A 23,844-nucleotide genomic window follows, 5' to 3' on the forward strand; every position below is an offset into this window, starting at 1 on the left:
GTTTTATTCACTTCGAAACAAAAGCACCCATGATTTTTAAGCCATCTCTGCTCTTTTTTAGAAGGTCATAAGCGATGATTGCTTGCGGAATTATAGGGTCTTGACTTAATCCAATTTCTATTAATTTTTGTGATGCCATTCCTAGATCAATGGCCGGATTATCTGTACCAATAGGAATAACAACAAATGAAGAAGGACTTTGAAGCATACTATTATAATTAAAGACAGCATCTGTTTCTATAACACCATTTTCATTGTAAGTGGTGCTTCCAGTTACAGAGGCTTTAATAACTGTATCAATAGCATCTGATTCATATACATCGACATCTGGACCGTCATCTTTTTGTGTATTCCCGGAAATTATAGAGTTTAGAATAGTTACCGTATTTACATTAGATCTTCTATATATCCCCCCGCCTGGCCCAGCAATTGTATTATCAGTGATTGTTGAGCTTATAATTGTAACATCGTTATTATCATACATCATTACACCACCACCTCCGTTTGTGGAAGTACTGCTATTACCTGAAATAAGAGAGTTAACCAATACGCCTTTAGAACCATCTCTGATATAAAATGCGGCACCAAAAGATCTTCCCTTATTATTAGCAATTACAGAATTATACATATATATTTCGGCATTTGGATAACCATGAACTCCCGGAGCTGTTCCAGGGCTCTCGTTAGCGATTACTTGAGAATCATAAATATACAATTTAGATGTGTTTACCCAAATACCAGCAGCATTACTTGTCGATATGTTATTATTAATCTTTGAATTTTTTATCGTAACGACAGATTGGTCAAAAATATAAAGACCAGCAACAAATCTTTCTGATTGATTTTCAATTATATTCGTATCAATAATATCAACCACAGAATTACCTATTGTCATGCCCCCACCATAATCACGTCTGAAATCTACGCCTTTGATATCTATATTACTAGTTTTACTAAAAGCATTTCCTTTCGTAATCGTTAGTCCATTAAAGGCAACTTTCTGTCCTTCTGTTTTACCTGCAGTAACTGTTACAACATGGTAAGAGGTGCCGTTTCCAGAAAGTATTGTTGAATATAAAGAGGCATCTGCAATAGCTCCCTTTGTTGCGTTGGCAGCATAGCCCCCTTTTAAGGTAATATTTTTAGAGACCTCAAAGGTTTTATCGCCATCGCTGGACGGATCGCCTCCTGATACGGTCACATCAGAAATATAAATACCTTCCGCAATGTGTATTGTATTACCACTAACAGCAATCTGTAAAGCGTTATCTAAATTCGTAGCCTCGTCCCAAGAGTAACCTTCCCCCGTTCCATTTAAAACTACATAAATATCATCTCTATTTCCAGCTTCTTGAACAACCATTATCTCTTTAACGGTATCATCTCCAATCATAACAGTAATGGTACCATTTCTCTTGTCATCCTCGTTTTCTATTACAGAAAAGATTAAATCGAAACGACCTTTGTCTCCGCTTGATTTTTCAAAAGTAATCCAATCAACGTTTGATGTTGCACTCCAAGGTTTATTGGTTAAAACATCTGTTTTTTGTTGACTATTACCATTTGAAACTTCGAATGTATCATTACTAACAAATAATGATAATTCTATAACATCAACTTCTTTATCGCAGCTTATTGAAGTCGTTAAAACTAAGGCTAATAAAATTAATTTTATTAGTTGACCATAATGTGTAGTTATTTTCATTGTTTATCTATTTTAAAATATTATGTACTGATTCAATTAAATTATCGGCCATTCTCATATGCCCAATATCATTAAAGTGTGTGCCATCTATGGTAGCTTCATTATCCTTTCCTATCAAGTTATGATGGTTTAAATAAAATAGGTTTACATCATTAAGCTCTTTTAATTTCAGATAGATGTTTTTAAAGGCTTGGTTTTGTCCCAACACCTTTTTCCCTTTTTCTATATCCCAATGTCCATCTTCCCTAAATAGGCTCTCAACCATTAAAACAGGAATATTCGGGTTATCTTTTCTTAAGGCTTCAATGAACGGCATCGTTCGTGTGTTTATTTGTTCCATTGAGGCATTAGGCACACAATCTAAAATAAATAAATCTGGCTTTAATTTACTGAGAACCAAAGCTACTTCTATTTCCATTTTGCCTGCTCCACTGAAACCAAAATTATATACATCTGCATTTAAGTTCCGACCGATTATAGCAGAAAAAGTCATGCCAGGTCGGGAGGCAGACGCTCCTTGGGTTATGCTTGATCCATAGATGACGATTTTTTTATGAGGTAAAAAAGACTTATTAATTCGTTCAATTTTCTTATCAGCGTCAATACCTATTTTCACCTTTTTAACCCCTGTATATAAAGGAAAATACAATCTAAAATGGTGCATTCTCCCATCTAAATTTTTTACTATAGCAACTTCATTGTTAATACTCGATGGTTTTGCAGCTGCTACGAATTGCCATTTATTTTCATTCCAACCATATAAATCAAATCCATTAATCGCAATTGGTGTCATATTTGCAAACGTTTTGTATTCTCTTAACTGCCATTTTAAACTTAAAGAAGTTGAATTGGTTTGGAAAACAACATTAAAACCAGATGTGTTTTTAGCTAGTTCTTTAACTTTTTCAGGAAAATCCTTAACTAAAGTCTCTTTAATTCTATAAAACTTTAATGAATCAGATAAAGTTGATTTTCCAATTATTTGAAATTTATCAACATCATAATATTTAATACTGTCCAATTGCTTTGCAACACTATATAGTGGTAAACAGATAAATATTAAAAGGAAAACAAGATATTTTTGCATAAAACTAATAGTCAAAAGGTTAATTCATAAAGAAACTCTTAAGCTGTTACTTGTTTTTAGTTTTTATATAATTTTTATGTAATAAAGTGTAGCATTTTAATAAATCCTTCTCATCATCATAAGCACTTTCAAACAAAAAGGGACCTTGAAAATTAACTTCATCCAAAGCATCCAAAATTAGAGACCAATTATTAGCTCCCTTTCCTGAACAAGGAAAGTAATGGTTCTCTGCTTCTCCTGAACCGTCGGCTATATGAACAGATTTTAAACGACTACCCATTGCCAAAATTAATTTTTCAGGTTTTTTTATATGATTCATATCAAGAGCAGAACCTATAGATTTTGGGAGTCTATTCATTACATCAACAACTTCTTCCACATTTCTTAATAAAGGCCTTTCTTGATTTAAATCTTTTAATAACTCGGGTCCAAGCATGTTTTCAATTACCATAACAGCGTTAATAGCTTTTACCTTATCGTTTAGCGTATTAGCGGATTTTATTAATTGCGTAATTCGAAGTTCACGTTCATTTAAACCTAAGTAATAACTTGGATGAAATAAGATGATTTTTGGTTGAAGAATTGAAAGAAGCTCTATTAATTTCCCCTGTTTATAAACAACATCCGTCCTATCGTTTTCGTCAATCAATGACAAATCAATATTTTTTCCAAATGGCATATGTATCGACCATATCTCTATGCCTGCTTCATCGGCATTTTTTTTAGCCCATTTTAATTTTTGGGTAATTTCAGTATCGGTCATTTTAAAGTTTCTATTACTATCTAAAAATAATCCAATTCCTGAAACCTCTACATAATCCACCCCTACAGATTTAGCATATTTTAAACTTTCTAAGCTAAATTTTTCTCCTTCTATAGAGATACTATACCCTACTTTTAGGGGGGGTAATTCTACTTGAGGCAGATCTGCTGTCTGTTTATCCGAACTACAACCTTGAGAGAAAGCTGTAATCAAAGCCATTAATAAAAATTTATATATCATAATTTACCAATTAGGGTTTTGAACTAGGTTATTATTTAAGGCAAGGTCTTCTAAAGGAAGTGGATAATAATAATCTTTGCTCTCATCGAAAGAACCTCCGTTACTAAAAGGGTTTAGGTTCCCTGAATTTCCATTAGTTAAGGTTCTTTGATCTACGTTAATTAATGTAGATACAGAACCGGGTGCTCCAGATGCCGACCCACTATATAAAAATACATCTGGGATTGAATCATTATTAAAATCGTGAGACCCGAGCCTTGAAAAATAAATCCCCACCATAGGTTGCTCTATTTTGTTTCCCGCTTTCCATCTCATTAAATCATCCCATCTAAATCCTTCATTAAACAATTCTATTCTTCTTTCACGTCGTATTTCAAGAATAATTCCTTTATTGGAACTTTGATCTATATTAGGATACATGTTCTCTATATATGGATCTGGATTTGCGTTCGCAACCGCGAGATTAATTCGGGGCATACTAACTCTATCCCTAAGTAAGTTAATACTAGTATTTAAATCTTCTTGCGTTATAGTTCCAAGTTCTGCTTTGGCCTCTGCATAAATCAATAGGGCTTCTGCATACCTAAAAAGTATGATGTCAAAAAAGGAAGCACTCCATTGGTCTCTAGACGGCAGCGCTTTAATTACTCTGTAACCAGTTGTAGTTCCTGCCAAAATAACTGGGGCTGGAGAACTCTCTCCATTAATCGTGAAATTTGGACCCGCAGTGGTTTGTGTTAGCCTTGGATCTCTATTTTGCATCTCTTCATAAAACTCTTTAGTATCGTAATTTGGCAAATCTGTAAAACGCGTTCCATCTTTGTTCAAATAACTATTTATCATATCTTTTGGTATACCCCAAGCACCCTGTGTTGGTGATGTCATTAAATATCCTAAGTTATGGATTTCCAATTCACGGCTATAATCTCTTGCCAATATGGTTTCTGTTTTATCTTGATTGTCTTTTGAAAACAGATTTCTATAAGCTGAATTTGGCCCACCTTGCGTGAATAAGGTATAAGCTTGAGAGTTTATTAATTCTTCCGAAGCTAACACTGCTTGATTTAAGAAAGATTCGTATCCAGCAATTCCATGATATTTTCTGAAAGTTCCTTCATTCAGGGCGATTCTTGCTTTAAGAAGAAGTGCTGTGTATTTTGTTATGCGATTTAACTCTTTATCTTTTGGAATATTATTTACGGCATAATTTATATCTGCCATAACCGAATCCATAACCAGCTGCCTTGAGTCTCTAGGTTTATATAAATCTTGATCTCCAGCTTCTAAAACTTTGTTATACCAAGGTACATCTCCAAAATTTTTGACTTTTTCAAAATAAAAATAAGCCCTGAAAAAACGTGCAATTCCGCCGTAGGTTTTCTTTGCCTCTTCATCATCAACCTTTTGATAATTTTCCAGAAAGAAGTTAATATCCCGTAATCTTCCCCAAGACCAGCCCCCGCTACCTCTATTGGTAGGCACAATTCGGGCACCTCGCACGCGTGTTGAAGCTATTAAAGGTACAATATTATCTGAGGCAGAATCATCTGTATAATTAGTACTCCCTGGTAGCATCGTATAAAAATCATTTGTAGCCACCTCCAAATCTTTTGCTGTATTAAAGAAATATTCAGCATCCACCTGATCTTTTGGTGATCTTTCTAAATAATCTTCATTGCAACTAAATAACAGCAATAATATAACGCCAAAACCTAAATATGATGTTTTCATCTCTATAGTATTAAAATTTATTAGAATAATTACAAGCTTAAATTAACCCCAAAAGAAACCGTTTTTCCCATAGGATAAGACCGTAAATCTGCTCTACCAACGGCATTCCCTGGATCAGAATAGTTTATTGCAGATCCAGCTTGCTCTGGATCCACATATTTGGTTAAGTCTCCAAACCTCCATGTAATTAAATTTTCACCACTGAAATACAAACGAAGTTTTTGAATACTGTATTTTGAAGTTAATTCACGAGGGATTGTAAAACCTAAAGTGAGATTTTTAACTCTTAAGTACCCGATATTTTTTAAATAATGATCGTTCATTTCGTAGAGTGATCTGCCACTACCCAGAGAGGCATATCCTCTTTCTATTTGAGGGTATTCCCCACCCTTCCCTGGCGTCCATGCTTGATTAACCAAATCCTTCCTTAAAAATGATAAATAAGGCCTTTGGTATGTACCCCAATATATATCTCCAGTGGGATACCAATTTTGTTTCGCAACTCCAGATCCTGCCAAAGAAAAATCGAAACCTTTCCAAGTGGCACTTACATTAAATCCAAAAGGGAATTTAGGCATCGCATTACCTATTGGGCGTAAATCACCTGGATCATCCAAAGTATAATTACCTCGATCTATACTCCCATCACCATCCGTATCAAGGTATTTAAGATCTCCTTCTCTTAACCTGCTCCACTCATTATTCTGGACTATATTTAGGATGTAATTATAGACGTTTCCTAAATTTGTAGTAGGACTTAGGAAAGAATTTTGGTAATCCAATGCATCTTGATCGCTTTTAAACTGGCCATCTGTACGATATCCATAAATTGTTCCTAACTCTTGCCCTTCCCAATAGGTACTCATTAAACCTTGAGGGTTTTCATATTTAGTTATTATACCCTTAAAGTTAGTGACATTTGCTGTAGCACTAAATGACAATGGAGACCCACCAACATTAAAAGTATTTCTATAGGTCATGCTTAATTCGATACCTCGATTTCTTAACGATGCTAAATTTTCTCTAGGCTCAGATGATCCAAAAACTGCGGGCAGCGGTGTTCCTGGCAAATACATACCGTCTGTGTTCTTTTCAAACCAATCAAAAGTTAAATTAACCTTATTTTTAAATAACCCTAGATCAACACCAAAGTCTAAACTTCTCGTTGTTTCCCAACTTACAACTCTAGGCAAAGGGCCAGGAGCACTAACATATACTAAACGCTGTTCATTGTCTAACCAGCTAGATTGTCCCATTCCCATTAATTGTTGGAATGTATTAACTCCAACACTTTGATTGCCAAGCTCTCCAAATGAAACTCTTAATTTTAGCGCGTTTACCACATTTCCAACAGGTTCCCAAAAGTTTTCTTTGTTTACCTGCCATCCCGCAGAAACGGATGGAAAAAAGCCCCATCTACTATTTTCAGGAAATCTTGATGACCCATCATATCGAGCATTTACCTCTAATAAATATTTGCTCTTATAATCGTAATTAAATCTTCCAAAATAACCTTGAACAGCCCAAGCTATAGCAGAACCATCTGCATTTAGTATTTCCGTGCCAAAAGCTAAATTTGATTTATCTCTTAATAGAAGCCCTCCTTGTTGTGCAAAAACATTGTCTCTTTCATAATCTTCTTGATTATAGCCTAGTAATAATTTAAAATTGTGGACATCTTTAATACTAACTTTATAAGATCCAAATAAGTTCAATGCATTGTAATAATTACGCCATCTGAACTCTCCTAATCTATTTATTCCACCCGTTTGCAGTTCAAGCCTGTCTGTCGTTAAATACTCAAACTCATTATAGCGATATGTATTAGCATTGGTTGTGATTTTATTACTATAATCAAAATTTACTTCTAAATTTTTTAAGGGAGTTAATTTTGCTCTAAATGTATTGGTAAACTCTTCTTCATTAAATTTGCGCCAGTTATTACCATCGGCCATGGCTGATGTACCACCTTGTCCACCACCACCACCCCTTCCTATCTCAGTAGGAATGCCGTTAATTTCCTTTGGATAGAAAGGCATTAAATCATACCATGTAGTAGTACTCCAGATACCTCCATAACCACTTCTATAGCCTCCGAAATCTTGATTTTTTTCACGATTGAACAAAATATTATTTGAAAGCTCCAACCATTTGGTTGGTTTAAAAGTAAGGGTTGATTTCAAATTATATCTTTGTAGTTTAGTATCCTGGATATTATTAATATTATCACGATCATAAAATCTACCTGAGAGATACCCTTTTAACTTATCACTTCCACCTGAAATGGATAAGTTATGGATTTTAGAGTATTGTACTTTTTTAAATAAATGGTTATACCAATCAGTTTTGTAAAAGAATTTATTGGCCCCATTTGCTTGCGGCTGATAAAAAGGCTCTATTTCACCATCAGCAACCATCCTAATTGTTTCCCAATCCATATCACTGGTATATCCGGTATAATTAGAACCATTATACCCGTTTAAAGCGGCATCTACCGTTTTTCCATAAACATAAGGATTTGTAATAAAATCTGTCCTTGTAGTCGGAGATGTTAAACCCAGATTATATGAGTAATCAACCCTCATATCTCCTGATTTTCCTGTTTTTGTTGTAATCAATATTACGCCAAAAGCTCCCCTTGCGCCATAAATTGCAGCCGATGCAGCATCCTTTAGTACTGTTACGTTTTGAATATCTTGGGGGTTAACACGGGTGATATCACCAACTATTCCGTCAATTAATACCAGGGGACCTCCTCCATTAATAGAGTTAAAACCACGAATGTTAATATCAGGTGTCGCAGAAGGGTCTCCATTATTTACTTGAATGTTTAATCCTGGTAACAAACCTTGTAATGAGGTAGACACATCCGATACAGGACGTAAGGCTATATCATCCGCATTAATTTGACTTATTGCTCCAGTTAAATTTTCCTTTTTTTGAGTTCCATAACCTACAACAATCACCTCATCTAGACTCGCTACGTCGACATCTAATATCACTTTTATAGAGTTTGATGTACCCAATTCCACCTCCTTAGTCACATATCCAACAAAAGAAAACACAAGTGTCATATTAGGTTGGTTGGATACAACACTCAAATAAAAATTACCATCAAAATCTGAAGAAGTTCCTATGTTAGTACCCTTTAAGACAACCGTTACCCCAGGTAGAGGAACACCATTCGAATCTGTGATTGTTCCAGTAATATCGCGTGTTACAACTCCAGTTTCCACAGCATTTTTCTTTATTTGTGGGAGGGTTTTAACCGATATACTGTTATTGATCTGTTTAAAACCTAAATGATTTTCTTTTGAAAGAATCTCCAATACCGTCAGAAGAGAAATAAGTTTATAATTAAAGTTTATTTTATCTATTTTGTCGCTTACCGAATTATCATAAACAAAGCTAAAGTCTGTTTGATTTTCAATAATTTTAAATACTTGGATTACAGTTGCGTTTTCTAAAGAAAATGATACCTTTGTTTTCTCTAAGGATTGACCAGAAATGGTGGTTGCCAGTATAGAGTTTGCCAGTAAAAGAACAAACGCATATATGGACATTCTTGAGATCATTTTAATAATAGGAATTTTAAAAAATTTCATAAATAAATGTTTAGTGGTTACTTAATTAGTTGCTGTTAAACTTCCAGCAGTCTGTGGTTACTCGGCAAAAGTTTACTTAACAGACTGCTTTTCTATGGGTGTTTCTTTATATCATATATTTCTAAATATTTTAATTAGTGCATCTTCCTTTTAAAATTATGTTTCTTTCTGAGATAAATTCATAGTCAATATTTTGTTTCACATAGGCTATATGCTCCAGAATGGTTTGTAATCTTTCGTTTTTGAATATCCCTGTAAAAGTACATTCCATGAGGTTTGTGTTTTCAAACACAATGGTTATATTATACCATTTCTCTAATTTTTTTGCTGCTGCACCAAGTGTTTCATTTTCGAAGCGCAGGATCTCATCTTTCCATTCCAAATATCTTTGGACATCTACTTTTTGAACTGCTACTTTTTTATTGATCTTATTAAAGATGAATTGATCGGAAGGTAACAAAATTGAATTTTTGCCCTCGGCATCAATATTTACTTTTCCCGTTGCCAATGTTATCTTAATGTTCTGCTCATCAGAATATGCTTCCACATTAAACGAGGTACCTAAAACGGTTGTGGTAACATGGCTGGAGGTTATTACAAATGGTTTATCTCTATTTTTCGCAACCTCAAAAAAAGCTTCGCCTTCCAATGTCACAGTCCTTATACTATCAGTAAATTTTTCTGGAAATGTAATTTTGCTTCCTGAGTTCAATTTAACAACAGATCCGTCTGAAAGTGTAATGGTTGCTTTTTGCCCCCATTGAGTTTCTTTAGTAATAAAAGTTATTAATGGTGCTTCATGGCGATCGGAAGTTGTTAAGAAATAACTAACGCTTATGGAAACCAATATCACAATTGAAGCCGCAATTGCATATAACATTTGGCCTGCTGGTTTATTTTGGATACTCTTTTGAATATTTTCAGAAATAGCATTTCTTACTTTGTTCTTTTCTCTCTCACTGTCAAAAACCCTGTTGCTGATTTTATTTTCAGAAAATTGTTCAAATTTTTCTAAAAGGTTTAATTCCTCCGGGGTAGCTTTACCGCTAAGGTATTTTTTTATGATAAAGTGTAATTCTTTCCGTGTCAAAATAAGAGTTTATACTATTATATAACATGAAGTGATAAACACACGTAAAAAAAATTCATAAAAACTCGTGAAGGATTCTTATTGATATCGTGAGGATAAGCGCTGTGTGCTTTCTTAGCACTTTTAATGCATTCGAAATATGTGTTTCCACCGTTCTCTGTGAAATATTGAGTTTTTTGGCTATTTCATGGTTTTTCATGCCATCAAACCGACTTAATTCAAATACCTCTTTACATCTTGTTGGAAGGGACATTACTGAACTACGGATTTTTTTTTCAGTATGTTTTAATTGAAAATCTTGATCAATGCTATTAGCTTCTATTGGGAGATTGTAGTTCCGTACAAATTCTTCAATAAGCATATTCCTATATTTGGAGTTCCTGAATTCATTATATACTTTATACCTTACGGCTCTGAATAAATAGCCTTCTATATTTTCATTAGCAATCGTGGCTTTTCGCTCCCAAACACTAATCCAAATATCCTGAACAATATCTTTAGCTAAATTTTTATCACCAGTAATAGAATAAGCTTTGACATACATAGGTTCCCATAACCTATTATATAAAATACCAAAAGATACTTTATCAGAACACTTTATGCGCTCCATCAATATTTTGCTTGATATTTTTTGATTATCAACCATTCAACAAACTTAAGATATTTTTATAAAATTAATAAAAATTTTGTTCAAATTTGTTAACTAACTGATACAAATTTGTTAACTAACTGATACAAATAATGTGGCCATTGCCAATAATACCGTGGCCATCATCATTTCGGGCGCCATCGCAAAATCCATCAATGATGATTATGCGCTAGACAATAAACAAACCGCTTCCACTCTAGATGTGTTTGCCTGTATCAGTCAAGGCCTTTTGCCCTATGGCGCCCAAGTATTGATGATCTTAAGTTTCGCCGACGGGAACATGAGTTACATTGATTTGGTAACCAATTCCTGGTATTTGATATTGCTTTTTATCTCTGCGTCCCTGTTTATTGTGTTTAAGCGCGAGGTGAAGGCTTCGTAAAGTGTTCAATAAATTCACCTATAACATCGGCTAAAGTAGCTAAAACAGTAGCTTCGTCGGCAACCCGTTTCAGTAAGTGACTGAACCGGATGCGCACTCTTACCCAAACCTTTGTTAAAAAAAAGAATGAACGTTCATTTTTATTGTATATTTGTACCAGATTTAAAATTAACATGGCACAACTTCAAAAAAGTATCGACAAACGCAACGCCCTTATAAAGGCCACTATTGAGCTGGTCAACAACAATGGCTTTCACGCAACACCTATGAGTAAGATTGCGAAAATGGCCAACGTTTCTCCTGCGACTATTTATTTGTATTTTGAAAATAAGCAGGACCTGGTCAACAAAACCTATATCGACGTCAAAACCCAATATACTCATTACGCCTTTGACACTTATACTGACACTATGAGCGTAGAACAGGGCTTTGAAGTGATTTGGAAGCGCATTGCCGATTTTAAACTGAACGAATCAGAAAACGCGATGTTTCTGGCACAATGCGATAACACCCCCATTATAGACGAACCTAGTTTGCAGGAAGGGATTAAACATTTACAACCCCTACTCGACCTGTGGGAACGTGGTAAACAAGAAGGACTTATTAAAGATATGTCCAACTACTTGTTGTACGCCTACGCTATCAATCCATTGTCGTTTTTAATGATGGCCCAGAAACGCGGCGCATTTCAATTGGATCGCACACAAATAGAAGACGCCTACCAATCTGCTTGGAACAGCATCAAAAGCAAATAAACCACTATGGATTTGAAATCCAAAGTTTTAAAGAAAAGAATGAANNGTTCCTCGCTCTGTCGAAATGACAAAATATCCTTAAAAATTTATAGAAACTAAAGTAACTGCAATGAATCCCGATAGCTATCGGGAGCAGGGTTTTTACCTTTAACTAGATAATAAACACTAAAATTAACTACACATACATATATGGAATTATTAGATAAATTAAACTGGCGTTATGCCGCAAAAGCAATGAACGGCAAGACTGTTTCAGAAGATAAAATTGAACGTATTTTGGAAGCGGCACGTTTAGCGCCAACCTCAAGCGGCTTACAACCATTTGAGATTATGGTGATTAAGAATCAAGCATTAAAGGAACAAATCAGACCCGTAGCTTGGAACCAACCGGTAATTACCGACTGTTCCCACCTGCTCGTTTTCGCGGCCTGGGACACTTATACTGAAGATCGCATCAACTATATGTTCGATTTGACCAACGAGATTCGCGGATTTAAAAACGATGGCTGGGAAAATTACCGTCAGATGTTGCTCGGTTCCTATCCCCAAAAAGATGCCGAAGAAAATTATCATCATGCTGCAAAGCAAGCCTACATTGCCTTTTCGCAAGCCATTTCAGCAGCTGCTTTTGAAAGTGTAGATGCGACGCCTATAGAAGGTTTTGATGCAGATGCCGTGGATGCCATTTTAGGACTTCGTGAAAAAGGCTTACGCAGTGCCGTGCTATTACCCTTAGGCTATAGAAAAGAAGAAGAAGATTGGTTGGTAAACTTAGTTAAGGTGAGAAAACCTATGTCCGATTTAGTAACTGTTATAAACTAAAAAAAAGAATCATGACAAAGACTATTGTATTAAAAAACAGACCCAAAGGAACCCCTAAACTATCGGATTTCGAATTTGTGACTGAAGAAAGAACCCCCACCCTTACAAATGGCGAGATGCGTTTAGAAACGGTATATGTTTCTGTAGACCCTTATTTAAGAGGCCGCATGAGCGATGCAAAATCTTATGTGCCACCTTTTGAACTCAACAAACCGATTCATTCTGGCGTGATTGCAAAAGTGATCGCCTCTAAAAATGACCAATTTAAAGAAGGCGATTTTGTATCGGGCATGTTGGATTGGAAAACAACCCAAGTCTCCAATGGCGACGGACTTTTAAAAGTTGACAAAGCGAAAGCGCCCCTAAGTGCCTATTTAGGAATTTTAGGTATGACCGGGTTGACCGCTTATTTAGGATTGACCCAAATAGGGAAACCTGTGGCGGGAGAAACCCTGGTGGTTTCTGGAGCTGCGGGAGCCGTGGGGTCAGTGGTAGGACAGATTGGGAAAATCCTCGGATTACGAGTGATCGGCATTGCGGGTACCGATGAAAAAATTGAGATGCTAAAAACTAAATTCGGTTTTGATGCCGGCATCAATTACAATACCACTAAAGATATGAAGGCGGCTATTGCCGAAGTGGCGCCAAACGGTGTGGATATCTATTTTGACAATGTGGGTGGACCAATTTCGGACGCCGTGTTGTTTAGCATCAACAAATTCGCCAGAATGGTCATCTGTGGTGCCATTTCGTTGTATAATGCTACTGAACTACCTAAGAGCTTAAGTGTACAGCCATTTTTAGTAAAGAACAGTGCGCTCATGCAAGGATTTATCGTTTCAAACTATGCTGAAAAATTCCCGGAAGCCATGACCCAATTATCGGAATGGTTAGCCGAAGACAAACTTACCTACACTGAGACTGTTGTAGAAGGTTTTGACAAGATTCCAACGGCTTTTATCGACTTATTTGAAGGTAAGAATAAAGGGAAAATGATTGTTAAGATATAATTACAATAGTGTCCGGGAAAAGAATCAAGACCGCTTCACTGTTAGAATCAAGACCGCTTCGCTGTTAGAAGCAAGAACCAAGATTTCAACCGTTAAGCACTGAAAACATAGGAATTTAGATTTATAATTATCAGGAATTATAGTGTTTGTTAACATTTTCAACGAAAATAAAAAATGAGGACATTAACGAACAAAACATTGAAAAACCCTTATTAGTCTATATTCTTAGAAGGTGGATGACATTTTAATCGGACAACAATAATATAATTAAAAAAACATTAAATAATGAACAATTTTGAATTTAAAAACCCGACCAAAATCATTTTTGGAAAGGATACCATAGCAAAGCTAGAAAACGAAATCCCTAAAGACGCCAAGGTATTAGTACTTTATGGTGGCGGCAGTATTAAGAAAAACAGCATTTATGATCAAGTAACAGCTGCTTTAAAAAATATAGAAGTAGTTGAATTTGGCGGTATTCCTGCAAATCCGGAATACGCCGTTTTGATGGACGCTCTAAAAATTATCAAAGACGAAAAAATCACCTATCTACTCGCTGTTGGTGGTGGATCAGTGATTGATGGTACAAAATTTTTATCGGCTGCTGCCCTATTTGAAGGCGACACCCCTTGGGACATTTTAAGCAAAAACATTAAAACAGAAAAAGGCATGCCTTTTGGCACGGTATTGACGCTTCCTGCAACAGGTTCTGAAATGAATTCAGGTGCGGTGATCACCAGAAAGGAAACCAAGGAAAAGCGTACCATGGGCGGACCAGGATTATTTCCGGTGTTCTCCATATTGGACCCACAAGTGATCAGCTCAATTCCTGAACGTCAGTTGGCCAACGGATTGACCGATGCGTTTACCCACGTGTTGGAACAGTATATGACTTATCCTAACGGTGCCCTTTTACAGGATCGTTTTGCGGAAAGCATTTTACAGACCATCATTGAGGTAGCTCCAAAGGTGATAAAAGACCCTACCGATTACAAAGCGGCTTCAGATTTTATGTGGAGCTGTACAATGGCCTTAAACGGACTCATCCAAAAAGGTGTCCCAACAGATTGGGCAGTACATGCTATCGGCCATGAGTTAACCGCGTTGTTTGGCATTGACCATGCGCGTACCTTAGCGGTGATTGCACCAAGCCATTACAAATATAATTTTGAAGCTAAAAAAGAAAAATTAGCCCAATATGGCGAGCGTGTTTGGAATATTACTGAAGGTAGCACAGACGATAAAGCCTATGCCGCCATTGAGAAAACGGTCGCATTTTTCCATCAATTGGGCATTGATACCAAACTTTCGGATTATACCAAAGATTACGAAGGCACCGCTGAAACCATTGCCAAACGTTTTACAGAGCGTGAATGGTTAGGATTGGGTGAACACCAGGACCTAACTCCAGATAAGGTGGAGAAGATTGTAAAAATGGCCTACTAATTATGAAGCTATTACAATCGTTAACAGTTATGTTGACCGTCATTACAGCGTCAAGTTGTAACAACGTTAAAAACAAATCTTCTGAAATGGTTTCAGAAGCACAAACAGACATTAAAAAAGAAAAACACATGAACATATTATTTGTATTGACATCTCACGATAAATTAGGAGATACAGGAAAGAAAACAGGTTTTTGGGTTGAAGAATTTGCCAACCCCTATTACACCTTATTAGACAAAGGCGCTACCATTACCATTGCCACACCAAAAGGCGGTGCTGCACCAATTGATCCCACCAGTGACGCACCAGATGCTGCTACTGAGGCAACGAAACGTTTTGATAAAGATGCTGAAGCGCAAAAACGAATTGCAAACACCAAAGTATTGGCAGATATCAATCCGGACGATTTTGATGCCGTGTTTTATCCAGGGGGGCACGGTCCTTTATGGGATTTAGCAACCGATAAAACCTCAATTGCTTTAATCGAAAAATTCAACAGTCAAAAGAAACCTATTGCTTTTGTGTGCCATGCACCCGCAGCTTTAAAAGAGGTTAAAGGTGTTGACGGAAACGCTTTGGTTAAAGGTAAAAAAGTAACCGGCTTTACAAATACGGAAGAAGCGGCGGTGCAATTAACTGATATCGTTCCGTTCTTGGTGGAAGATATGTTGACCAAAAATGGGGGCATCTATTCTAAAAAAGAAGATTGGGCGCCGTATGCCATTCAAGATGGGAATTTGATTACTGGTCAAAATCCAGCATCGTCTGAATTGGTAGCGGATAAATTGTTAGAAAGTTTGAAATAGAATCATCACTTTTTAAACATGAAAAAAGGTTGTCTTTAATAAGGACAGCCTTTTTTTAATTCCTATAATTTGAGAGAGGTACACATAGCAGCAATAAACATCTGATCATCAAGAAACGCTGTGCAGTAGTATCGCTCACAGTGTCTAAAAGTTGAGTTGCACTTTTTTAGAAACATTCCCTTTTTTTAATTCTACGTCATAAACAAAGTTTGGCGTTTCATTTAAAGCATAATCTATGGTGTAATGGATTTTATGAAATTCCCAACCTGGGTAATCTTTAGCCAATTCGCTGCTAATACTGTAAGGCATTCTCACATTATTGTAAAACTCTTCACATTTAATGATGGTACCTTCATGATCATAAATTGCCTTAATATAATTTTCAGCTGATTTAAAAACCACCGTATAAGTTAAAGTTTTTTTAGCACTATAAATAGACAGTGCAGTAATGTCATAGTTGGCCGCTAAGGATTGTAATTTCGTAACCCGTACTGCTTCTGGTTGTACTGCCATATACGATAAATATTGACTGTTTTTATTAACGGGTTTGTCAGTTGTAACGCTGTGGTTATAATCTGGTGTCACCATTGCAAAATCATTTTGTGCGGGCATCAGGTTGGTCATTCCTAAAAATACTAAACCAAGAATACGAGTTTTCATGAGTGTAAGATTTTTTAAAATTATACGTATGTGTCATGCTATTAACACTTCAGAAATTTGAAGTTGTAACTGTGATTTTAGGACAGCACTAAATTAAAAAAGATTGGATTAAAACCCATAAAACAGGTATAGACAGCTGATACACAACCAATAGACATTTAATAGACTACTCACGGTATAAACCTTTATACTGCTGGTTTTTGTGTTTTATAAATTTTGGATGAAGGTATCTAAATTGACGTTCTCAGAAAGATCAAGTTTTTTTCTCAGACGATAACGGCTTGTATTGAGAGAGGCCATTGTAATATTTTGAAGGGTAGCGATACTTCTGCTTTCAATCTTTAACCGGATTAAAGAACATAATCTAATTTCATTCTTACTCAAGTTAGGATAACTCGTGGTAAGTTTACTGTAAAACGCATCACTTAATTTGTCTAAGCGCTCAAAAAATTCCTGTGTATCACTGTCAAAACTTACTTTATTGGAAATATCTTGATCTAGCGACTCTAATAACCCTTCGCGGTCTTCAGGACGGGCTAATTTAATCGCTTCCAACTGATCAGCAAGGTGTTTGGTCCAACCTTGATTTTGTGTTAAGTTAATTGCAAAATCTGATAAATCCCGTTCTTTCGATTTAATCTCAGAATGCAGCTGTTTAACCTTTAGCGCTGCATTTTCCAACTTTTGTTCTGCCAATAATTGTTTGTTTTTGGCATTGACCAAATGGTGGTGTCTGCTTAAGAACAAAATCAATAAGAGTAAAATAAAAACAGAGGAGACCAATCCAACAAATCTTAATTTTCCTCTTTGACTTTTAATTTTGTTTTCCTTTTCCAGCTGATCAATCTTAAAATTGAGCGCAATCCTATCTATAGTCACATCATTAAACTCCTCTTGCCAACGTTTATCTGTAATCGCAGCAACTTTATGCATACTATCTGCATACTGATTGATGTGTTTTGCAATGGCATAAGCTGCATCAAGGTTATTTTGTTTTTTCAAAAGGCACTCCTTTGCTAGCAGATATTCCATGCGTGATTCAGAATTTATCAAATTTAAATTTTCCTGACTGGTAACAATTGTTTCTAAGGCTTCAAACGCTTGTTGTGCTTCAACTAGCTTGTTTAAATATACATTGCTCGTCACCAATTGCGAACCCGCACTAACGAGTCTTGGAATATCTTTTTGTAACGTTCTTTCATTAATAGCCTCTTTGTAAAACTCGAAATTAAGGTCATATAACGGTCGGGCTTCTTCATAACTCCCGTACTCTACATAAATGTCTGCAATATTATCGCGAATACTTCCAATTAAAGTATGCGTTGGAAATTTTGACTGCGTGAGCTGATAGGCTTTCTTAAAATAAAGAAGCGCTGAATCCAATTCTTTTTTATGCCAATATAATAGCAGTCCGTAATTATTAAGGGCTGACGGGTAATAGATATTATCAAGGTTTTTCGTGAAGGCCATATTCATGTGATGCTGTTCTATAGCGCTGTCTAACATCCCAAGATTCGCATAATTTTCAGCAAGAATACCATGTGCAAAGAACCGCATGACATTGAAGCCTTTTTGATCAGCTTGTGATAGTTCTTGTTCATAACGTTTATAGTATCGAAAGAAATTTTTATAGGACTTAATGGATTCCTTAGGAAAACCAATTTCCTTAAACCAATTGCCAGAATGTAAGTAACTATTCAAAATAAAGACGTGATGCCCTTTAATTTGAGACAATAGATCCATACGCTTAAAATGCATGGAGAGATAATTTTGTAGCTGGGTTTCATTAAAGGAAGTACGCCTAAAGGTTTTAATATCATCTTCAGGAAATGAAATCGCCATAGAGTCACTTATGGCTTTATATTGATTGTACGCATCAGTACTTGATAGTGCCTCATTTTGAGAACATAATTCGGCAGTAATACTACTGAAAAACAACAAAACCGATAAATAATAGTGTTTCAATTTTGGTTACGAGGAATGATTAGTTAGTCTAAAGATAAATATTTATAAAGACTAAAACATTGATAATCAACAATTTTATAACTGACTCCGATGAATCAGTTGATGGGATTTTGCTTTTGGCACCCAGCACACTACTATCAAACTGCAAAAAACTACAGCTTCATCATACTTTAATATTTTGATTGACCCTAAATAAATTATCCGGATCATAAGCCCTTTTAATGTTAACCAACCGCTCATAATTGTGTTTGTAACTGGCCTTTACACGATCCGGGCCTTCCTCCATCATAAAATTGGAATAGGCACCCCCGGCGGAATACGGATGTAAGGCATTATAATAGTCTTTGCACCAATCGGTAATTTTACTCGCATTATCAGGCTCAGGGTCTACACCTACATAAACGCCAGCATACTTGGCATCTCTATAAGCCCAAGGTGTTTCTTCGGCTCCTACTCTACTCGCGGCTCCTGTAATAGGGTACAAATGCATCTGGGATAATGGGGTTGGAATTTTTGATCCAAACTTTAAATGTTGGGCTGTGACTTCTGGAGTTAATTCATTAAAAAAATCAGCTCTCCAATACCATTGCAGACCCTTTGGCAATAAACCGTCAAACAAGGTTTGTATCGCCGGATAGGGCATTTCACCTACGTGAGCAAATATGGGGTTGAGATCTAAGACAGGTTTGAAGAGTTGTTCAAATTTATCAGGATCTCCCACATAGCACCATACAATGCCGCAGAACATCTTATTGTGCAGATGCTCTGGGAACGGCGATTCTGGAATGATCATCGTGGCAATAAAGCCGTTCAAATCCTCTGGTGCTTTTTGAATAAACTTGTCGTACCAGGCCATGATGGCTTCAACCTTTTCAATTGGCCATAAAGTTGGACCTCCAATAATCATTTTTACTGGATGGGCTTGAAAGGTAAAGGATGTAACCACACCAAAATTGCCACCCCCACCACGGATGGCCCAAAACAAATCGGTATTCTCATTGGCATTAACGGTAACAAATGTGCCATCAGCCAAAACCATGTCTGCCTCCAATAAATTATCAATGGTGAGTCCGTATCTCCTGGTTAAATATCCAATACCGCCGCCAAGTGTAAGACCACCAACTCCGGTGGTAGAAATCATTCCCGAAGGAATAGCCAAACCGTATTGATGGGTTACCTGATCCACTTCATTCCAAATGTTGCCACCCCCAACTTTTACTGTATTGTTTGAAGTATCGACGTCAACATGCTTTATTCCTGACAAATCAATTACCAGTCCGTCATCACAAATTCCCAAACCAGCGCCATTATGGCCACCACCTCTGATGGCCACCAATAGGTTATGATCTCTTCCAAAATTTACGGCGGCTTTAACATCATCGGCGTTTTGACACATTGCAAAGAGCCCAGGACGTTTATCTATCATGGCGTTATACACTTCTCGTGTAGTATTATAATCTTCATCTGATGGCAAAATGATTCGGCCATTTAGTTGTGCCGCGAAGGCTTTTATTATTTGAGGAGCCATCTCCTTTACTGAATTTTTCATCTTTATAAGGTTTTAAAATTATCCTGTCCACTAATTTGATAATGGCGAATGGTGTTCATGAACCATTTTCCACCCCGTAGCAGTGTTCACAAATAAGAGTGTAATTTGGTCATTAACAACCACTAAATCTTCGCCAAATTTTAGATGGAAATCAGAATGGAACGTGAGATTGGCTACCTCCCCGTAAACAGCAATTTGTAAATCATTGGCTTCAAACTTTACCACTTCAGTTACGGCGCCAAAAACTTCACGTTCATAAGCTTCATTTGCCGCGGCGCCATTTCGCGGAGCTCCATTTTTAAATTCTGTAAACTTAGCACTATAGCCGTGAAAGGCTATTAATTTATCCATATCACCATCCTTAATACTCTGGGCAATAGCACCAAAGGTTTCCATCACCTCTTGTTTGGCCTCTGGAAACTCCGTATTTATCAAATCTATTTTAGGGGCTTTTACATCGAGATCATCATCATCGCATCCTATGATCACCATCCCGAACATCATAATGCTAACTAAGATTATTTTGGTCTTCATAACTTTTTATTTATAAGGTTCTTAACAAATGTAGAATAGAATAATTCTCTGGAATTCTACATTTAGACCAAATAAAAAGACTTTTAGACCATGAAGACATAAGTATCACTGAAACGTAGGAGATGCAGTTATAGGGTTAATGCGACGATTAAAAAAAAAGTGCTCCAAGTATTTATGGAAAGTTTCTTATGATGCACCAAGACGGCAACCCACTACAAAAGACTACATATAGGTACTATTGACATACCTATGAGCGTTTATACCTTTTTGTCCTTTCCCACATCAATTCCCATCACCAATTTGATAATTGCAATGGCTATCAACAGCCCCAGAGCGTAATTCCATACCTGCGTAAGGTCATAAATTACACCAACAATAAAGGGTCCGGTTGCCGCAATTAAATAGCCTATAGATTGTACAATCCCAGAGAGTTCGGCAGCTGTTTCGGCGTCTTTAGAACGTAGAACAATCAGCAATAACGCCAACCCAAATGTGCCGCCCAGGACCATTCCAATGAGTCCCACCCAAAGTTCCACCATTCCAATTCCTGGGATCATTAAGCCTAGCAACGCCAACACTTCAACAATGATTAAAGAAACAATAATTAGACGTTGATCTTTTCGTGAGCCCGCCCAAATAGGAATGACAATGGCCCCGATAATTCCGGTGGCTTGTGATAAAGATAGCATCCATCCTGCATAGGAAGCTTCAAACCCTCGGTCAATCAGGATGGCGGGTAACCAGGCTAAAATAACATAAAACGCCCAAGATTGAAGTCCCATATAAAGCGCCATTTTCCAAACCAACAAAGAGCCACTCAATTTTTTCATGGCATCTTTAAAACTTCTACTTGGCACAGAACGGTCAAGACGTTTGAGGTTAGGAATCCAAATAATTAAGGCTATTGCTGCCAACACCGCCCAAACACTTAACGACCCACGCCAACCTAAATTAAATTCTACAGCTAATGGAAAACTTAATCCTGCGGCAACAGCGGCCCCAAGAGACATAATTCCTGAGTATAAACTCGTCACAAATCCTGCTTTATGCGGGAAATTCCTCTTTATCAATGCAGGAATCAACACATTTCCAAAAGCAATGGCTATTCCCAATAAAATAGTGCCTAAATACAATTCAAAAACACCCCCAACGGAACGAACTATAATTCCTAAAGTCAGTAAAATTAGGGCACCCAAAAGGGTGTTTCCAATGCCAAAACGCTTGGTAAACAACGGTGTGATTGTGGAAACGATCCCGAATGCTATCAAGGGCAAGGTGGTGAGCAATCCCAACAAGGTGTCAGAAAGCCCAACATCATTACGAATCATGTCAACCAACGGACCAATGCTTGATAATGCTGGTCTTAAATTGATGGCTACGAATAAAACGCCTATAAGCAATAGCGTTCGTGATGCTTTGTTTAATCCGTTTGAATCTTGAGTTTCCATAACTTTTAAAAATAAAGGACAGTTAAATAGCCTAATGGGTTTTGATTAGCATTGATCGAAAATCATTTGGCCCCTTAATTTCCAAACCAATTTATAAAGAATATAGCACCAAAAGAAGCTGCTTTCTCTTTCTATTTTTAGGCTGGAATGCTAAAGGGAAATGCTATCAAAAAGACTGCAAAATTAGGCTTTTGTTTTTAGAAGATCTGATGGATTTTGTTTATTGTGATAATAACCCTGATATCATAGCGCCAATCTATGCGTATAAAAATAAACTGACCCACAGAGCACCTGAACAGGTAACCCGATTCTTGCAATACGTAGAAGTGTATCTAAATTAACTGTAAAAATTTGAGGGAAGAATTCCGTATTTTTTATGGAAACACTTAGAAAAATAAGCCGGACTGCTAAAACCCGTTTGATAAGCTATTTCGGAAATGTTGCCGCTTTGTTTTTCCAATAATTCTAATGCTTTATGCAAACGATACGCTCTTAAAAACATGTTGGGAGACTTGCCAACCACTTGTAATATGGTCCTATAAAGTTTGGATTTACTGTACCCAAGATGCTCTTCAAAGTCATTCACAGTGGTTGTAGAATAGGACCAAATAGATTCAGTATAGGCCATCAACTCAGTCATAAACTGTTCTTCTGAGCTTTTAAGAACCTGAATAAAATCACCCATGGGAAGGGCTTTATTTTGATTTTCACTTTGATAGAGATCGCTGATTGCGGTGGTAATTGAAAAATTGCCTTTAGCGATATCACTCAAATAATCAGAAATTTTTATGGTATCTTCAAAGAAACCTTCCTTTTCGGTTACGGGAATTCCAGCACTAATACCGATTTTAAATTCCAAATCGGGAGTTAGGACAGCATTGTACAATTTGTAAATTTCAACACCACAGTTGATAGCATCCGTAACGGATTCAAAAGATAATAAAAAGAAATTTTGGGTATGCTTTACAACTCGGCCATGAGTGTTGGAAGTTACCGCTTTTATAGCAGTACCATATTCTCTGACGGCTGCTTTTAGAATGGTTTTATCAGTAACTTTTAGTGTTCGACGTTTTAATTTCAAGATCATAATGGTCCTAAAAGCCGGCTCATTAATGATATTTAAATTTAATTTTTTCGATTTTTCAGGATCTTCAATCCGCCCTAAAAAAGACTCAACGATGGTATCATTTACTTCTATAATGCGTGTGGGAACGGCACCGTGGGCATTTTCATGTAAGTCAATAAGCGCTTGTTTATTTGGTGCGTCAATCAAACAAAATGCTGTTTTTCTTTTTTCATCACACCAATAAGTTAACCCGCGACAATTGTAGTGGTGCTCAAGGTCCAAATCCGCTTGGTGCATCTCTGCCACGTGTTGTGCGGAGATGCCTTCTGGGAGTTCGTGTAAATCCAAATATAATGGCATCGTATTGATTATGAATACCTAAGGTACGTTTTTATTTTAAAACATTCATCTTAAAGGGGTTACTCCCGATGTAGCTTTCTGGCTTTTTAAGGAACTCAAGTACCATTAGCTATCCATAAATGATATCTTAAATTTAAAATACCAAGCATTCTGATAAGAGAAATTATATAT

At 36.6% G+C, this 23,844-nt stretch carries 19 protein-coding genes; 6 read left to right on the forward strand and 13 right to left on the reverse strand.

Annotated features, from left to right (window positions below; genetic code table 11):
- Nucleotides 1-7: 7 nt before the first annotated feature.
- The 7 genes from JEM65_RS17740 to JEM65_RS17770 form a co-directional block, all read right to left on the reverse strand.
- Nucleotides 8-1,705, reverse strand: a complete 1,698-nt coding sequence (locus JEM65_RS17740; RefSeq protein ID WP_199602535.1) for a right-handed parallel beta-helix repeat-containing protein — start codon at nt 1,703-1,705, stop codon at nt 8-10.
- A gap of 7 nt (nt 1,706-1,712) precedes the next feature.
- Nucleotides 1,713-2,792 carry an SGNH/GDSL hydrolase family protein gene (locus tag JEM65_RS17745; protein ID WP_199602537.1) on the reverse strand — a complete coding sequence of 360 codons (1,080 nt, stop codon included), beginning with the start codon at nt 2,790-2,792 and terminating at the stop codon, nt 1,713-1,715.
- Nucleotides 2,793-2,838: 46 nt separating this feature from the next.
- On the reverse strand, nt 2,839-3,774 hold the full coding sequence (locus tag JEM65_RS17750) for a sugar phosphate isomerase/epimerase family protein (protein WP_199602539.1): 936 nt from the start codon (nt 3,772-3,774) through the stop codon (nt 2,839-2,841).
- A 24-nt stretch (nt 3,775-3,798) separates the two neighbouring features.
- A complete protein-coding gene (locus JEM65_RS17755) occupies nt 3,799-5,526 on the reverse strand; it encodes a RagB/SusD family nutrient uptake outer membrane protein (RefSeq protein ID WP_199602541.1) in 1,728 nt (575 codons plus the stop codon).
- Between the two features lie 29 nt (nt 5,527-5,555).
- Nucleotides 5,556-9,131, reverse strand: coding sequence for a SusC/RagA family TonB-linked outer membrane protein (locus JEM65_RS17760; RefSeq protein WP_233530721.1), 3,576 nt, complete (start codon nt 9,129-9,131; stop codon nt 5,556-5,558).
- A gap of 130 nt (nt 9,132-9,261) precedes the next feature.
- On the reverse strand, nt 9,262-10,221 hold the full coding sequence (locus tag JEM65_RS17765) for a FecR family protein (protein ID WP_199602543.1): 960 nt from the start codon (nt 10,219-10,221) through the stop codon (nt 9,262-9,264).
- Between the two features lie 55 nt (nt 10,222-10,276).
- A complete protein-coding gene (locus JEM65_RS17770) occupies nt 10,277-10,831 on the reverse strand; it encodes an RNA polymerase sigma factor (protein ID WP_199602546.1) in 555 nt (184 codons plus the stop codon).
- A gap of 133 nt (nt 10,832-10,964) precedes the next feature.
- On the opposite strand from JEM65_RS17770, the gene JEM65_RS17775 reads away from it, so the two are divergent.
- The 6 genes from JEM65_RS17775 (at nt 10,965) to JEM65_RS17800 (ending at nt 16,091) form a co-directional block, all read left to right on the forward strand.
- Complete coding sequence (locus JEM65_RS17775; protein WP_306465096.1) at nt 10,965-11,252, forward strand: Na+/H+ antiporter NhaC family protein; 288 nt, start codon at nt 10,965-10,967, stop codon at nt 11,250-11,252.
- Nucleotides 11,253-11,425: 173 nt separating this feature from the next.
- A complete protein-coding gene (locus tag JEM65_RS17780) occupies nt 11,426-12,007 on the forward strand; it encodes a TetR/AcrR family transcriptional regulator (protein WP_199602549.1) in 582 nt (193 codons plus the stop codon).
- A gap of 189 nt (nt 12,008-12,196) precedes the next feature.
- Nucleotides 12,197-12,829 carry an NAD(P)H-dependent oxidoreductase gene (locus tag JEM65_RS17785; RefSeq protein ID WP_199602552.1) on the forward strand — a complete coding sequence of 211 codons (633 nt, stop codon included), beginning with the start codon at nt 12,197-12,199 and terminating at the stop codon, nt 12,827-12,829.
- A gap of 11 nt (nt 12,830-12,840) precedes the next feature.
- The gene (locus JEM65_RS17790; RefSeq protein WP_199602555.1) at nt 12,841-13,839 is read left to right on the forward strand and encodes an NADP-dependent oxidoreductase; all 999 of its coding nucleotides are present in this window, start codon (nt 12,841-12,843) and stop codon (nt 13,837-13,839) included.
- A gap of 285 nt (nt 13,840-14,124) precedes the next feature.
- Nucleotides 14,125-15,285, forward strand: coding sequence for an iron-containing alcohol dehydrogenase (locus tag JEM65_RS17795; RefSeq protein WP_199602558.1), 1,161 nt, complete (start codon nt 14,125-14,127; stop codon nt 15,283-15,285).
- 2 nt (nt 15,286-15,287) lie between these two features.
- A complete protein-coding gene (locus JEM65_RS17800) occupies nt 15,288-16,091 on the forward strand; it encodes a type 1 glutamine amidotransferase domain-containing protein (RefSeq protein ID WP_199602561.1) in 804 nt (267 codons plus the stop codon).
- 144 nt (nt 16,092-16,235) lie between these two features.
- On the opposite strand, the gene JEM65_RS17805 is transcribed toward JEM65_RS17800, so the two are convergent.
- The 6 genes from JEM65_RS17805 to JEM65_RS17830 all read right to left on the reverse strand — a co-directional run bounded on the left by JEM65_RS17805 (nt 16,236) and on the right by JEM65_RS17830 (nt 23,673).
- Entirely contained in the window at nt 16,236-16,751 is a 516-nt protein-coding gene (locus JEM65_RS17805) for a hypothetical protein (RefSeq protein WP_199602564.1), read from the reverse strand.
- 207 nt (nt 16,752-16,958) lie between these two features.
- Complete coding sequence (locus tag JEM65_RS17810) at nt 16,959-18,716, reverse strand: tetratricopeptide repeat protein (RefSeq protein WP_199602567.1); 1,758 nt, start codon at nt 18,714-18,716, stop codon at nt 16,959-16,961.
- A gap of 163 nt (nt 18,717-18,879) precedes the next feature.
- Nucleotides 18,880-20,265: an FAD-binding oxidoreductase gene (locus JEM65_RS17815; protein ID WP_199602569.1), complete on the reverse strand. Its 1,386-nt coding sequence runs from the start codon at nt 20,263-20,265 to the stop codon at nt 18,880-18,882.
- 30 nt (nt 20,266-20,295) lie between these two features.
- Nucleotides 20,296-20,799 carry a YybH family protein gene (locus JEM65_RS17820; RefSeq protein WP_199602572.1) on the reverse strand — a complete coding sequence of 168 codons (504 nt, stop codon included), beginning with the start codon at nt 20,797-20,799 and terminating at the stop codon, nt 20,296-20,298.
- A gap of 257 nt (nt 20,800-21,056) precedes the next feature.
- Complete coding sequence (locus tag JEM65_RS17825) at nt 21,057-22,247, reverse strand: CynX/NimT family MFS transporter (protein WP_199602575.1); 1,191 nt, start codon at nt 22,245-22,247, stop codon at nt 21,057-21,059.
- Between the two features lie 337 nt (nt 22,248-22,584).
- Nucleotides 22,585-23,673 (reverse strand): nickel-binding protein, encoded by a 1,089-nt coding sequence (locus tag JEM65_RS17830; RefSeq protein WP_199602578.1) that lies wholly within the window; start codon nt 23,671-23,673, stop codon nt 22,585-22,587.
- Nucleotides 23,674-23,844 lie beyond the last annotated feature (171 nt).

The organism is Gelidibacter salicanalis (assembly GCF_016469035.1).
Lineage (GTDB): Bacteria > Bacteroidota > Bacteroidia > Flavobacteriales > Flavobacteriaceae > Gelidibacter > Gelidibacter salicanalis_A.

Coding starts and splice junctions, on each gene's coding strand:
- JEM65_RS17785 (WP_199602552.1), top strand. CDS start 12,197: ATGGAATTATTAGATAAATTAAACTGGCGTTATGCCGCAAAAGCAATG.
- JEM65_RS17750 (WP_199602539.1), bottom strand. CDS start 3,774: ATGGCTTTGATTACAGCTTTCTCTCAAGGTTGTAGTTCGGATAAACAG.
- JEM65_RS17805 (WP_199602564.1), bottom strand. CDS start 16,751: ATGAAAACTCGTATTCTTGGTTTAGTATTTTTAGGAATGACCAACCTG.
- JEM65_RS17790 (WP_199602555.1), top strand. CDS start 12,841: ATGACAAAGACTATTGTATTAAAAAACAGACCCAAAGGAACCCCTAAA.
- JEM65_RS17770 (WP_199602546.1), bottom strand. CDS start 10,831: ATGGAGCGCATAAAGTGTTCTGATAAAGTATCTTTTGGTATTTTATAT.
- JEM65_RS17795 (WP_199602558.1), top strand. CDS start 14,125: ATGAACAATTTTGAATTTAAAAACCCGACCAAAATCATTTTTGGAAAG.
- JEM65_RS17815 (WP_199602569.1), bottom strand. CDS start 20,265: ATGAAAAATTCAGTAAAGGAGATGGCTCCTCAAATAATAAAAGCCTTC.
- JEM65_RS17755 (WP_199602541.1), bottom strand. CDS start 5,526: ATGAAAACATCATATTTAGGTTTTGGCGTTATATTATTGCTGTTATTT.
- JEM65_RS17780 (WP_199602549.1), top strand. CDS start 11,426: ATGGCACAACTTCAAAAAAGTATCGACAAACGCAACGCCCTTATAAAG.
- JEM65_RS17825 (WP_199602575.1), bottom strand. CDS start 22,247: ATGGAAACTCAAGATTCAAACGGATTAAACAAAGCATCACGAACGCTA.
- JEM65_RS17800 (WP_199602561.1), top strand. CDS start 15,288: ATGAAGCTATTACAATCGTTAACAGTTATGTTGACCGTCATTACAGCG.
- JEM65_RS17745 (WP_199602537.1), bottom strand. CDS start 2,792: ATGCAAAAATATCTTGTTTTCCTTTTAATATTTATCTGTTTACCACTA.
- JEM65_RS17830 (WP_199602578.1), bottom strand. CDS start 23,673: ATGCCATTATATTTGGATTTACACGAACTCCCAGAAGGCATCTCCGCA.
- JEM65_RS17760 (WP_233530721.1), bottom strand. CDS start 9,131: ATGAAATTTTTTAAAATTCCTATTATTAAAATGATCTCAAGAATGTCC.
- JEM65_RS17820 (WP_199602572.1), bottom strand. CDS start 20,799: ATGAAGACCAAAATAATCTTAGTTAGCATTATGATGTTCGGGATGGTG.
- JEM65_RS17740 (WP_199602535.1), bottom strand. CDS start 1,705: ATGAAAATAACTACACATTATGGTCAACTAATAAAATTAATTTTATTA.